Origin of the sequence: Metasolibacillus meyeri (assembly GCF_003049505.1) — a bacterium.
Lineage (GTDB): Bacteria > Bacillota > Bacilli > Bacillales_A > Planococcaceae > Metasolibacillus > Metasolibacillus meyeri.
The window spans coordinates 1-13,872 of sequence record NZ_PYWN01000034.1 but is presented as its reverse complement, the minus strand read 5'-3'; the positions used below and the strand labels follow the sequence as shown (position 1 = coordinate 13,872).

Sequence of the window (13,872 nt, the reverse complement as noted above, 5' to 3'; positions counted from 1 at the left end):
TAACTTGCTTTCCTGACAGCTCTTCCTTATGCGAAATATTGAATAACAGTTTCGAAACAATCCTCTGGCATAATAGGTTGCCCATACTCTTCAATGCGGTGAATTGTTAATTTTGTTGGCTGTAAATACTCCTTTAAAATAGCAATCGCATTTCGGCGCTCATAAGCATCTGCCATTTCCGAGAAATCGACTGATAAATAGTATTCATTGTCCATCTTATATAGTGATGATGCCGCTCCGTATGTGACTAGACGCTTGGCAACTGGTATTAATTCATCAATATCTTTAAATTTATAGCGAGCACCCAATAAACTTGTGCTGTCCTCATTATCTTCATTTTCTATCGTTTCTAAAAGTGTTTCTTCCATTTCGCGTAACTGTGCTGCGATATCTTGATTGTCTTCGAAACCATTTGTTAAACTCTCACCATCGCTACTCATATTGGCACGTGTAACAATTACTTCAAGCCCTTGTTCTGATGCGTTCACATGGATCCAAATTGGTCCTTCTAAATCAAAATAATCGTCTGTATTGACTTCAGCCATGACATCCCAAAATAGCTCTTCACCTTTAGAACGGTTATACCATATTTCTTCTCTGCTATAACCACGATCTTCAATATCTCTATACGTAATGAACAGCTTTAATGTATTGTCATTGATGCGTTCGATGTCCATTCGACCTCAACTCCCTTCACAGTCATTTGCTAAAAGAACATGTAAAATTATCATTCATCTTTTGAAGCTTTTTCATACATGTTCATAACAGTGGAACATGCCACAAACTTTTATAGAAAGCGCCAATACTTTTCTATAATTCTATTGTATGATGTTCCCTTAGAAAATGAAAAGGAAAAACACCAAAAACACTAAAATTACTGAAAGTTAGTATTTTAACTTGATTCAGCTTCAGATTAAGCCTACAGCGGATACCAGAGACTTTTGTACAACGTAGATAAGTTAGCCGCTGACGCGTGTCGTGATACTTTTAGATTCACTTCTACGTAAATGCATGCACTATTCAAAATTCCGACACCATTATGCCAAAGCGCAATTAATTTATTAGAATATTTGAATTTATATTGTACTATTTTATAATTTTCAAAGCAAGTCCTACAAAAAAGGGTGTTAGGAAAGGCAAAACCTTTCTTAACACCCTTCCACTGTATATTAACTATTTGCTAAAAGCTTGTACTTATTCTTCGCACTAAGTAGCGCTGTTAGTCAACCATTCTCTGCGCTTCTTGTAATTGGAAAGCACGGACACCTCGTGGTAGGAAACGTCGAATTTCATCTTCATTATAACCGACCTGTAAACGCTTCTCATCTAAAATAATCGGACGACGTAATAGCCCTGGATATTCTTGTATAAGCTCATACAAACGTTGTAACGGTAAATTTTCCACATCTACATTTAACTTTTGGAAAATTTTAGATCTAGTAGAAATGATTTCATCTGTCCCGTCTTCCGTCATACGTAAAATTTCTTTAATTTCGCTTATTGTTAATGGCTCGGAAAATATATTGCGCTCCGTATAAGCTATATCATGCTCTTCAAGCCATGCTTTTGCTTTACGGCAAGATGTACAGCTTGGTGATGTAAATAACGTAACTCTCATTAGTAACACATCCTTCCTTTTTGGAATCAACTATATTATGGATTCTTAATTTAGAATTAATTTAATTTGAGTACTACGGTTATTATACACTATTACACTTACTTTGAATATAGGATGTCAATAAAAAACCCCTTCAATATAGAAAAATAATGAAATGTAACTAAGTTAAAATATTACTTGTGTATGAACTAACGTTTATAACAGTATCCCTATACCCAAACTGTGGTACAACAAAACATGTGTTCAATTCTTTTTCTCAATTAGTTGTAAATAATCGAGAAAAAATGACTCTGTCTATTAACAAATACGTTTATTATGCAAAAAAGTTCCTCTTTCTTATAAGGTGAGCCTTCAATCAGTGGAATTTCTCTTCGTCTCCTACTACTAGCTAAGAGCCTTACATCCGGTGAATACGCTTGTGTAACTAACATCGTGCTAGTAAAAAATGGGGATTTTTTACAGGCTGTCGATGCCCCACTTAAATATTTTCGCTTTAAAAGTAATCGATTTCACAGCCTGCCGCTTTCGATACAAAAAGATGGCTGATACGGGATAAATTAAGATTAACCTTTTTGAATTTACTTTATACAAAAGTATTGCGTTTTTTTATCCACATATACTATAATGTCATTCATAATCAATATATTAAAAAAAACAATGAAGAAGAAGAGTACGTTTGAGCGTGATGTTTAGAGAGTCTGTGGTTGGTGCAAACAGACCATTATCCAAACAGAATGGGCTTCTGAGTTAGCTTTGTGAACAATTATATTAATTCAGCTAAAGCTGAGTTAAGGTAGTAGTAGCGAAGCTCGATATACTTCACGTTACGAAGGTCAAGAGGCTCAGATTTTTGAGCAAGCTGGGTGGTACCGCGGATTCCAAACATCATTCGTCCCTACTATTTTTAAGTAGGACGCGTGATGTTTTTTATTTTGATTTAAATTTAAGGAGGAATTCAAATGACAACTATTTTTTCAGGCGTTCAGCCTACAGGTACAATCACACTCGGTAACTATATCGGCGCAATAAGACAATTCCCTGCATTGCAAGATCAAGGGCAGGCGATTTATTGCATCGTTGACCAGCATGCCATCACTGTACCACAGGATCGCTTAGAGCTACGTAAAAGCATCCGAAGCCTTGCTGCGATGTATATTGCAGTTGGTATCGATCCAGAGAAATCAATTTTATTTATTCAATCCGAAGTTCCTGCACATGCACAGGCAGCATGGATGTTACAATGTGTTGCCTCTATCGGTGAATTGGAGCGTATGACGCAATTCAAAGATAAATCACACGGCAAAGAATCTGTATCTGCTGCATTATTAACGTATCCACCATTAATGGCAGCTGATATTCTGCTATACAATACAAATATCGTACCTGTTGGTGAAGACCAAAAGCAGCATATTGAATTAACGCGAGATTTAGCAGAGCGATTCAATAAACGTTATAATGAAATTTTGACAATTCCCGATATTCAATTACCAAAAGAAGGCGCACGCATTAAATCATTGCAAGAGCCAACGAAAAAAATGAGCAAGTCCGACCCGAATACAAAAGCGACAATTCGTGTTTTAGATACGCCAAAGGAAATTGAAAAGAAAATTAAATCAGCGGTAACAGATTCAGATGGTATCGTGAAATTTGATGTGGAAAATAAACCAGGTGTAGCGAACTTATTAACAATCGAATCTGCTTTAACTGGTGTCTCCATTGCAGAATTAGAAAAGAAATATGAAGGTAAAGGATACGGCGATTTTAAAGCAGGTGTAGCTGCTGCAGTCATCGAACATTTAGCACCGATTCAAGAGCGCTATTATGCATTAATTGACTCACCGGAATTAGATGAGATTTTAGATGCAGGTGCAGAAAAAGCGAACGCAATTGCGGCAAAAACGCTTAAGAAGATGGAGAACGCCATGGGTTTAGGTCGAAAACGACGATAAATAGCACGCAAAGTGAAGCGATCGCTATATATAGCTCGTATGTATTAAGCAGAAAAATCCCTACTGCTGACCACGAGTAACCAAGCGTACGATAATTTAAGTATAAAATACAATTGCTAATGGATACGACACTGATTCCGTAGCAAAACAAAAACAAGACAAAACGTACGATAACACCATCCTTTCCATACAGAGATATTCGGTAAGGATGAAAATAATGCATCACAAAAAAGCATAGGTACTTAAAAAATCGATTTACAGTAAAATCTTGATGTAAATCGATTTTTTATATTGATCATTAAGCTATTTTTTTCAGAGCTTTCGCTGAAAAGCATAGTAGATTTTTTTATGGCGTGTTCACTTCCTAGTTCAAAAATAACAATTCATCCAAAAAGCAGTGGATTTTGCCCGAACACCGCTGCCATTCGTCCGATAAAAAGGCTTATCCGAATTTTTCGGACAAGCCCTGTAGCTATTAGCTATATTTCTTAAATAATAAACAAGCGTTATGCCCGCCGAAGCCTAACGAATTGCTTAATGCATACTCGATAGATGCTTCTCTTGCTTCATTTGCTACGTAATCTAAATCACATTCTGGGTCTGGCGTGTGTAAATTAATTGTTGGTGGTAAAATGCCTTCATGTAATGCTAAAACAGTAAAGATGGCTTCAATACCGCCAGCAGCGCCTAATAAATGGCCTGTCATTGATTTTGTTGAACTCATCGCTAACTTATAGGCATGTTCTCCAAAGACAGCTTTTACTGCTTGTGTTTCAAATGAATCATTGTATGGTGTGCTTGTACCATGGGCATTTATATAGCCAACTACATTTGGCTCAATACCTGCATCATTCAATGCTTGCTTCATTGCGCGAGCAGCTCCTTCACCCTCTGGTGCTGGCGCTGTAATATGATGCGCATCTCCAGTTGCACCATAACCTACTACTTCACCATAAATTTTTGCACCACGTGCTAAAGCATGCTCTAGCTCCTCTAAAACAACTATGCCTGCACCTTCACCAATAACAAAACCATCGCGATCTTTATCGAATGGACGACTTGCTGTTGCTGGATCATCATTTGTTGTCAATGCTGTATTTGCTGTAAAACCTGCGATTGCTAAATTCACAATCGGTGCCTCTGCGCCACCCGAAATCATAACATCTGCATCGCCGCGCTCAATCACTTTAAACGCATCCCCAATTGAGTTTGTACCAGATGCGCAAGCTGTTACTGAACATGAGTTTGGTCCTTTTGCCCCTAAATAAATCGATACTTGACCTGAAGCCATGTCTGGAATAAGCATCGGAATAAAGAACGGGCTTACTCGACGAGCGCCACGCTCTTGAAAAGTTAAAAATTGCTGCTCATATGTTTCCATACCACCGATACCTGAGCCAATCCAAACACCTACACGCGGTGCCATTTCCTCCGTAATTGTTAAATCAGCATCTTTAGCAGCCATCATCGATGCTGCCACTGCATATTGTGTAAAGCGGTCCATTTTGCGTGCCTCTTTACGCTCTACAAATTGTTCAATATCAAAATCATTGATTTCAGCCGCTACTTTCGCCGTAAATTTCTCCGCATCTACGCGTGTTAATGGGCCAATTCCAGATTTACCTGCTTTAATAGCGTCCCATGTTGCTTCAGCATTAGCTCCAAGTGGTGTTACTGCTCCAATTCCTGTTATTACAACTCTACGTTTTGTCATGTCTCTTCCCCCTCAAGTATTATTTACCCCAACGTAGTGTGACAGCGCCCCAAGTTAAGCCGCCACCAAATCCAACTAAGACGATTAAGTCTCCGTCTTTAATTTTTCCGTCTTCTAAATCATCTACTAAAGATATCCCAATAGAAGCTGCGGATGTATTGCCATATTTATGAATTGTTTTAGACATTTTTTCTTCTGGTAAACCTAAACGCTCACGCGCTGCCTCCATAATGCGAATATTCGCCTGATGTGGAATTAAGTAGTCTACATCTTCCTTATTGTAGCCTGCTTTCTCTACAACATTCATTGCAGATTCACCCATTTGACGAACTGCAAATTTAAATACTTCTCGACCGTTCATTGCAATCGCTTTGCGTTCATCCAAACATAAATACTTGCCACCTGTACCATCTGCTCCAAGCTCAAATGATAAAATGCCACGCCCCTCAGACACTTTTGATACGATAGCAGCACTTGCACCATCACCAAATAACACGGCCGTATTGCGATCTTGCCAATCAATAATTTTCGACAGCTTTTCAACGCCAACTACGAGTACGTAGTCATAGCTACCACTTTCTACAAATTGCTTCGCTGTAATTAAACCATACATAAACCCTGCACAAGCCGCAGATATATCCATTGCCGCTGCATTTTTCGCTCCTAACGCCTCCTGTATTTGACACGCTACAGTTGGAAATGCTTGATCAGGTGTAACGGTTGCTACTAAAATTAAACCAATTTGCTCAGCAGTAATTCCTGCATTTTCTATTGCTGCTAAAGCTGCTTTATATGCCATATCCGACGTATTTTCATTGTCAGCTGCAATTCTACGTGCTTCAATGCCTGTACGTGTACGAATCCATTCATCGCTTGTATCTAAAATTTTCTCTAAATCCTCATTTGTCACTACTTTTTCTGGCACGTATTTTCCGATACCGATAATCCCTGCATTCATACAGCGTCCCCTTTCTTGGTTAACACTAATTATTAATACTTGGTACTAATTATAGCTAACAATTTTTCGAATCGCAAGAAATTCTTTTTCAAACAACCTTCACAAATGTTTAACAAACAGTAATTTTATTTTTCCGTAACGTGTGGTATTATATTTAAGATGTGATTTAATGAAACGATATACAAAGTCTAAATAGAGGTGAAACAAATGCAATACATTATGACATTCTTCTGGTCATTCCTACTTGTATCAATGTTAACTTATGTAGTAAGCTCGATTTTAGGTGTTACACCTGACTTCGCTTTAGCAGCAGTTCTTTCTGTAGCTGTAAGTATTCTAGTATTTATCATTGCTGCAATTATTCCAAACGCTCCAGTAGCAGATACTGATAGTCATTAATAAAAATAAAAGGGGGATGCCTTGTTGGCACTCCCTTTTATTTTTATAGTCGTTCTTCTCATTAATTTTTAGTAATAAGTGAAGGAAGTGATAGTTATAATGAATCCTATCTTATTATATATACCGCTACAATTAGAAACAGATCGATTGCTTCTACGGACGCCAAGACAATCGGGGGATGCTCACAAGACATCACCTTTCAAACCATTGCTATAATTGATTACAATATTATACCGTTCTTCTGAAAAAGCCACTCTTCAAAACGCTTCACTGTCACCACTTGATGATGTACGACCGCTTCATAAATATCCACACTGAAAAACTCTTTACGATATTTAGGATGATGATGTAGATGATATTTTAGTGTCAATATTGATTTTCTTTTATCCTCATCCATTTGCCTATTTAATTCTTCTACACTTTCTTGTTTTTGCTTCACTTCGTCAGAACTAATCGCCCAAATATCAATTTTCCATTGCTCACCAAAAAGATGTGTATGAATCCCCCAATATAGCCCATGCGGTAAATGAGATGTTTTCCCAATTCTTTCATTTCTAAAATTCATTTTTAATGGTTCTAGTTTAATAGAAATCTCCTTACCTAATTCAAAAAAATCAGCCTGACTTATCTCGTCTGATTCAAGGTAAATATCTAAATCTCTCCATGTCATCATGTTCAACAAATAACTTCCACTCACATGTGGATTTCCGTATTTCCCCAACAAATCATGCAGCCCTAATTTATAAAGGATTTTATTCGCTTCATCTAATATAGTTTCATTTAAAATTTCTAGTTCCAAGCTCACATAAACACCTCCTATATTCTTTTTATCACTTAAAGCAACAGCTAATCAATTATTTTGTAATATGCTCATTTCAAAATAATACCAATGACTAAAGACAAAGGAGCACACGATTCAAAATCGTGTGCTCTACTACTTAATACAATTTATTATTAATATCAAAGAATAAAAAGCTATACTACCATATTTAAAGGAAAATAACATAGAGCTTAATACTTCCTACTTTTTCTCAATATGCAAAGTTCCTTCTTCAAGAGTTACTTCCAACGTATCTCCCGGCAATACATCTCCTTGCAACAATGCCTTAGCAACTGCTGTTTCAATATGGCGTTGTACAAAGCGTTTCAATGGGCGTGCGCCGAATTGTGCATCGACACCCTCCTTCACAACCCAATGCACGACTGCATCATCCACATTCACCGTAATTTCTTGCTCTGCAATACGTGCTTGTAACTGCTGAATATATTTCCAAGCAATTGCGTAAAAATGTTCATCCGTTAATGCATGGAATGTAACAATATCATCGACACGATTCAGCAGCTCTGGCTTGAAATGCTGGCGCAGTGCCGTCATAACAAGCGATTCTGCCTCCTCACTATTTTCTAATAAGTAGCTAGAACCGATATTCGATGTCATAATAATAACCGTGTTGCTAAAGTTAACATTGCGCCCTTGGCTATCTGTAATACGCCCATCATCTAATACCTGCAATAAAATATTCGCTACATCTGGATGAGCTTTCTCAATTTCATCCAACAACACAACCGCATATGGATTACGGCGTACTGCCTCTGTTAGCTGACCACCCTCCTCATAACCAACATAGCCTGGAGGTGCACCAACAAGCCTTGATACGCTATGCTTCTCCATATATTCACTCATATCAATGCGAATAAAATGATCTTCTGAATCAAATAATTGTGCAGCTAAAGCTTTTGCTAGCTCCGTTTTACCAACACCTGTAGGCCCTAGGAATAAAAAGGACCCAATCGGCTTTGTCGGTTCTTTAATACCTGCGCGTGCACGCCATACCGCTTCAGTAACAAGCGTCACAGCATTGTCCTGCCCTATGACACGCTCATGTAAAACATCCTTTAAGCGCAGAAGCTTTTCGCGCTCGCCCTCTACAAGCTTCGTTACAGGAATGCCTGTCCAACGTGCAACAATTGCTGCAATTTCCTCAGCTGTCACTTCCTCACGTAATAAGCGTGCTTCCTCATCATTTAATGATGCTTCAAGCTCAGCTAACTCCTTTTCCAATGTAGGAATTTTCCCATGGCGTAGCTCTGCTGCTTTATTTAAATCATACTTGCTTTCTGCATCCTCTAAATCACGGCGGTATTTATCAAGCTGCTCTCGTTTATTTTGAATGGATTGCAAGCTGGCCTTTTCAGCTTCCCATTGCTTAATCATATCGTTTGATGAGGCTTTTAATGCTGTAATTTCATCGCGCAATATTTCAAGGCGCTTTTTACTGGCCTCATCCTTTTCCTTTTGCAACGCCTGCTCCTCAATTTCGAGCTGCATTAAACGACGCTTACTTGTATCAAGCTCCTGTGGCATCGAGTCGATTTCTGTACGAATCATCGCACATGCCTCATCGATTAAATCAATCGCTTTATCTGGCAAAAAACGCTCTGTAATATAGCGATTCGATAATTCTGCCGCCGCAATAATAGCACGGTCATGAATGCGTACAGCATGGTGTAATTCAAAGCGCTCCTTCAAACCACGCAAAATAGACACCGTATCCTCTATAGAAGGCTCACGCACTAGCACTTGCTGGAAGCGGCGTTCTAACGCAGGATCCTTCTCAATATACATGCGATACTCATCTAACGTCGTTGCCCCAATACAATGCAATTCACCACGCGCTAGCATCGGCTTCAACATATTGCCTGCATCCATCGCGCCATCCGTTTTGCCAGCCCCAACAATCGTATGAATTTCATCAATAAATAAAATAATACGTCCTTCGGAATCCTTTACTTGCTTTAACACAGCCTTTAAGCGCTCCTCAAATTGCCCACGATAGCTCGCACCAGCAATTAATGCGCTCATATCTAGCTCATATAGTTCTGCATCTTTTAGCCCTTCCGGTACATCTTTACGCACAATGCGCTGCGCCAAGCCTTCGACGATTGCCGTTTTACCAACACCTGGCTCCCCTATCAATACAGGGTTGTTTTTTGTTTTACGTGTTAAAATGCGAATCACATTGCGAATTTCTTCATCTCGCCCAATAACTGGGTCCATTTTCCCTTTTTTCACTTCTTCAATTAAATTACGTCCAAATTGCTCTAAAGGAGGACGGTTATCTTCAGTTTGTTTAAATTGCATAAAATATCCCTCCAAAAAGTTTGACCTTTACTGACTAATAAAATTATAAATCTTTACGAAAAACTTTGCAAAAAAATACTCTACAAATGATGAATCATGCATACCTTTAGTTAAGTATTTATATTTTAATAATAAGCTGTATTTTCCTTATACATATTATGTTATTATAACCTTAATCAAATGAAGAAAATGACATCTATCGTTTATAGACTGATGTAAGAAAGGAGTGTATATACATGCCTTTTCAAACAATTCCAACCGAAATTTATCAGCTCTTTGAGGAACATGGTGCATCCGTAAAAATAGATAAAGGTCATCAGCTTTTCCAAGAAGGAGAAAAAGCTGACAGCATATTTTTAATTAAAAGCGGCATTATTCAACTTAGTAAAGAGACAGAACAAGGTAAAGAGTTAACATTGCGTATTTGTGGCAATGGTGTATTAATTGGAGAAAGCTCACCATTTTGTCATTTGAACTATCATATGGTTAGTGCCAGAGCAGTAGAGCCCGCAACATTATTATCACTTTCGCAGCAGACATTTGAATTATTAGTAACAGAACACCCTAAATTAATGATGGAGTATTTACAATGGGTACAAATTGAAGCGATGAAACACCAAAGCCGCTTACGTGATTTAATGCTGCATGGAAAAAAAGGTGCGCTCTTTTCAACATTAATTCGCTTAACAAATACGTATGGTAAAACGCAAGAGGATGGCTCTATTTTTATTAATTTCACTTTAACGAACACAGAGCTAGCCAACCTCTGTGCTACAAGCCGCGAGTTGATTAACCGCATGCTTAATGATTTGAAAAAGCGTAACATCATTTCATTTAATAAAGGTCATATTACAGTACATGATTTGCAGTTTTTAAAAAATGAAATTAATTGCGAAAATTGCCCATTAATGGTTTGTCGGATTGATTAAGGGCTGTATAGAAATATGTACCTAACGCTATGCTTTCGATATAGAAGTACTGCCTCCTAATATGGAATAAATAAAATAGGATTTTGCATTGTTTGGGCTTTCTAAATTACACCACTAAAAAAGTCGATTTACACCAAATTTTTTTGGTATAAATCGACTTTTACATTTGTTTTAACGAACGCCTAGCGCCATTTTCGCATAGCGTGACATCATATCTTTTGACCACGCTGGTGTCCACACAATATTTACTTCTGTTTCCTTTACTTCAGGTAGCTCACCTAAAGCTGTTTTTACTTGATCAACAATCACAGGCGCAAGTGGGCACCCCATTGAAGTTAATGTCATCGTTACTGTTGCCAAACCTTCTTCATTTAAATCTACATCATATACTAAACCTAAGTTAATAATATCAATTCCTAACTCGGGGTCAATTACGTTTTCTAAAGCACCGTACATGCTATCTTTCATATCTTGATCAATTGCCATTTCTCAACACTCCTTTCGTTTCACATTTAATGATAGCAGAACTCCAAGCTTATGCCAAATGCTGCGCAAGCCAGTCCGTGACAGCAAGCATCCCCACTCTTGATACAGCATGTCCTGCTTTTTCATCTATCATGTATGCAGAGCGCGAGTTTTCTCCATGCTTTTCAAAATAGGGATAACTCATCTCAAACGGTACAACTTGATCTTCCTTGCCATGCCAAAAAATCGTCGGTACTCGCTGTAAAACATCGCCTTTATTTTCTAGGTTATATGCTGCTAGGGCGGACAATGTATCAGCAAGCTGTTCATCTGTAAAAGGTAATTTCACGCCCGCCTTTGCAAACTGTGTCAGCTGATGTTCAGCAAATTTTGTATAGCTTGTCGCGCCCATACAAACGCCCGCTGCTCGTATCCAGTCATATTGGCTTAAACAGCCCACCGTCACGATACCTCCCATTGAAGTACCTGCAATGCCAATTGTATTATTCGCAAGTAGGCCTTTATTTTGAAGCGTTTTATCAATGGTTTCAACTTCTCCAACTGTACGTGTAACAATATCCCAAAATGCTGGCTCTAGTTGCTGTGTGCTCGTATTCGGTTTTGCACGCTCCCCATGTAAATGAGCATCAGGTAAAATAACACGTACTCCTTTTTCCACTAATTGATAAGCAAAATGTAAATTATGCTCCTTCGCACTACCGAAGCCATGAATAAAAATAACGCTAGGGCTTTCCACTGTCATTTCTTTCGTATGCACATGTAATAATGGTATGTGCTCCCATACTTCACGTTGTACAATCACTCGATTTCACTCCCACAAACAATATCTCTATTTAGAGTAACAAAAATTGAATGATATGACAAAACTTTGACGTATCATAGGTATTCAAAGTAAAATAAAATGACACTTTAATCGGTATATACTGATTATTTATTTTCACCATTTAGCTTTACAAGTATTTTTACCTGTTCATGCTAATGAAAGGGGACTGAAATTATTATGAAGCAACATTTAATCGTTTTAGATTTAGACGGTACATTATTAACAGATAAACAACAAATCTCCTCATATACAAAGGATATTTTGATGAAGGCACAGCAACAAGGACATGCTGTCATGATTGCAACAGGGCGCCCTTATCGTGCAAGTGAAATCTACTATCAAGAGCTTAATTTAAAAACGCCCATTGTTAATTTTAATGGTGCCTATGTGCACCACCCTACGGATAGCGCTTGGCAACAATTACACTCACCACTTGCAATGAGCGTTGTTCATGATGTCGTTGATTCAGTTGATAAATTTAATTATGAAAATTTAATTGCTGAAATAATAGACGACGTATATTTGCATAATGAAGACGAACAAATGATGCATATTTTAGGGATGGGTAACCCCCGTATTACAACTGGTAATTTAAAAACACATTTATTACAAGACCCAACTAGCTTACTTATTCAAGCAACAGATGAACATGTCGCAACAATTCGACAGCATTTAGAGGATGTACATGCTGAATTAATCGAGCATCGCCGTTGGGGAGCCCCATTCAATGTCATCGAGGTTGTTCGTAAAGGCTTAAATAAAGCAGTAGGTATTTCTCGTGTTGCACATGAAATGCAAATTCCACAAGAACGTATTATTGCTTTTGGTGATGAGGATAATGATTTAGAAATGCTTGATTATGCTGGCATAGGCGTTGCAATGAGCAATGGAATCGAGCCATTAAAAAATATCGCGAATGAAATCACACTATCCAACAATGAGGATGGTATTGGCAAATTTTTAGCAGAACGTTTAAAAATTTAGTTTTATATGGCTTAAGCTCTGAAAATATAGAGCTTAAGCCATTTATTTTGCTTCATTATAAATTTTACTTAACTATACTTCAATTTCATTTCCCAAGCCAACATTACTTAGTCACAACGATTGGATAAAACCACACGCTAGATTTAAAGCTCATCATCTATCTGTTACCTGTCCTACACTATACAGACCTCTTTTCAAAATATGTGACATCTATCATAAGCTTTGGAACAACATGATATTAGTCATACATTCATTGCTCACATAGCGTGATATTCATAGACTGAGTTCCTTTTTCCTAACAAGTGTTGAGACATCTGCTGAGTAAAAGACAATATAGCTATTCATCTCACTCACTATAAAGTTGAGCGTTTTCTGTAGCTGTATCTGCTGCTGTTGTAATAGGAAAAACATTACTAATCCATGATAAAAAGCCCTCCCATAGATAGATTTTATCATTTAATCTGTTTATCTATTGGAGAGCATATTAATTTTAAATATATTTTCATTGAGTATTTTTCTAACTACTTATCACTTTAAAAATATTCGAATCATCTAAATTTATAAAAATAAATTAATTTGTGTTTAAGCACGGCCCTACGCAGTATCCAGGTTCAGCAGATTCATTAGTAGAGCTAGCTGCCATAGTACCTACAGTTAGTATAATAGCTGCAACGATTGTTAAAATTACCTTTTTCATAAAATCACCTTCTTTTCATATATATGTATCACTTTAAGTAGTAAGAAGATCAAAATACATCAATATAAAATATATTTATAATTTAATTATAATTCCATTTATTTTAAATTATAATATATCAATTATTATTTTTTAAATAAATTTCAATATATTTTAAATAATTTAAAACAGTA

12 protein-coding genes and 1 other annotated feature are annotated in these 13,872 nt (G+C 37.3%); of the genes, 4 read left to right on the top strand and 8 right to left on the bottom strand.

What is annotated here, in order from left to right; genetic code table 11:
* Nucleotides 1-26 precede the first annotated feature (26 nt).
* Nucleotides 27-677, bottom strand: a complete 651-nt coding sequence (gene mecA, locus C9J34_RS05225) for an adaptor protein MecA (protein WP_107838809.1) — start codon at nt 675-677, stop codon at nt 27-29.
* 542 nt (nt 678-1,219) lie between these two features.
* Nucleotides 1,220-1,618, bottom strand: a complete 399-nt coding sequence (spxA, locus tag C9J34_RS05220; protein ID WP_107838808.1) for a transcriptional regulator SpxA — start codon at nt 1,616-1,618, stop codon at nt 1,220-1,222.
* A gap of 648 nt (nt 1,619-2,266) precedes the next feature.
* Nucleotides 2,267-2,518 (top strand) — a binding site (T-box leader).
* A gap of 59 nt (nt 2,519-2,577) precedes the next feature.
* Between spxA and trpS the strand changes: the two genes are divergently transcribed.
* Nucleotides 2,578-3,567: a tryptophan--tRNA ligase gene (gene trpS, locus C9J34_RS05215; RefSeq protein ID WP_107838807.1), complete on the top strand. Its 990-nt coding sequence runs from the start codon at nt 2,578-2,580 to the stop codon at nt 3,565-3,567.
* A 475-nt stretch (nt 3,568-4,042) separates the two neighbouring features.
* Here the strand turns inward: trpS and fabF are convergent, their stop codons facing one another.
* Nucleotides 4,043-5,281 carry a beta-ketoacyl-ACP synthase II gene (gene fabF, locus C9J34_RS05205; RefSeq protein WP_107838806.1) on the bottom strand — a complete coding sequence of 413 codons (1,239 nt, stop codon included), beginning with the start codon at nt 5,279-5,281 and terminating at the stop codon, nt 4,043-4,045.
* Nucleotides 5,282-5,300: 19 nt separating this feature from the next.
* Nucleotides 5,301-6,239 carry a beta-ketoacyl-ACP synthase III gene (locus C9J34_RS05200; protein ID WP_107838805.1) on the bottom strand — a complete coding sequence of 313 codons (939 nt, stop codon included), beginning with the start codon at nt 6,237-6,239 and terminating at the stop codon, nt 5,301-5,303.
* Nucleotides 6,240-6,446: 207 nt separating this feature from the next.
* On the opposite strand from C9J34_RS05200, the gene C9J34_RS05195 reads away from it, so the two are divergent.
* On the top strand, nt 6,447-6,638 hold the full coding sequence (locus tag C9J34_RS05195) for a YjzD family protein (RefSeq protein ID WP_107838804.1): 192 nt from the start codon (nt 6,447-6,449) through the stop codon (nt 6,636-6,638).
* Between the two features lie 220 nt (nt 6,639-6,858).
* On the opposite strand, the gene C9J34_RS05185 is transcribed toward C9J34_RS05195, so the two are convergent.
* Together C9J34_RS05185 and C9J34_RS05180 are read right to left on the bottom strand one after the other, a co-directional pair.
* Nucleotides 6,859-7,437, bottom strand: a complete 579-nt coding sequence (locus C9J34_RS05185) for a hypothetical protein (protein ID WP_153062607.1) — start codon at nt 7,435-7,437, stop codon at nt 6,859-6,861.
* Nucleotides 7,438-7,659: 222 nt separating this feature from the next.
* Nucleotides 7,660-9,780 carry an ATP-dependent Clp protease ATP-binding subunit gene (locus tag C9J34_RS05180; protein ID WP_107838802.1) on the bottom strand — a complete coding sequence of 707 codons (2,121 nt, stop codon included), beginning with the start codon at nt 9,778-9,780 and terminating at the stop codon, nt 7,660-7,662.
* Between the two features lie 236 nt (nt 9,781-10,016).
* Here C9J34_RS05180 and C9J34_RS05175 point away from each other — a divergent pair, with 236 nt between their 5' ends.
* On the top strand, nt 10,017-10,709 hold the full coding sequence (locus C9J34_RS05175; RefSeq protein ID WP_107838801.1) for a Crp/Fnr family transcriptional regulator: 693 nt from the start codon (nt 10,017-10,019) through the stop codon (nt 10,707-10,709).
* Between the two features lie 171 nt (nt 10,710-10,880).
* Here C9J34_RS05175 and C9J34_RS05170 read toward each other — a convergent pair whose 3' ends face one another.
* Complete coding sequence (locus C9J34_RS05170; protein ID WP_193768893.1) at nt 10,881-11,195, bottom strand: metal-sulfur cluster assembly factor; 315 nt, start codon at nt 11,193-11,195, stop codon at nt 10,881-10,883.
* Between the two features lie 49 nt (nt 11,196-11,244).
* Nucleotides 11,245-11,997, bottom strand: coding sequence for a prolyl oligopeptidase family serine peptidase (locus C9J34_RS05165; RefSeq protein ID WP_107838800.1), 753 nt, complete (start codon nt 11,995-11,997; stop codon nt 11,245-11,247).
* Nucleotides 11,998-12,195: 198 nt separating this feature from the next.
* On the opposite strand from C9J34_RS05165, the gene C9J34_RS05160 reads away from it, so the two are divergent.
* Entirely contained in the window at nt 12,196-13,002 is an 807-nt protein-coding gene (locus tag C9J34_RS05160; RefSeq protein WP_107838799.1) for a Cof-type HAD-IIB family hydrolase, read from the top strand.
* Nucleotides 13,003-13,872: the final 870 nt, after the last annotated feature.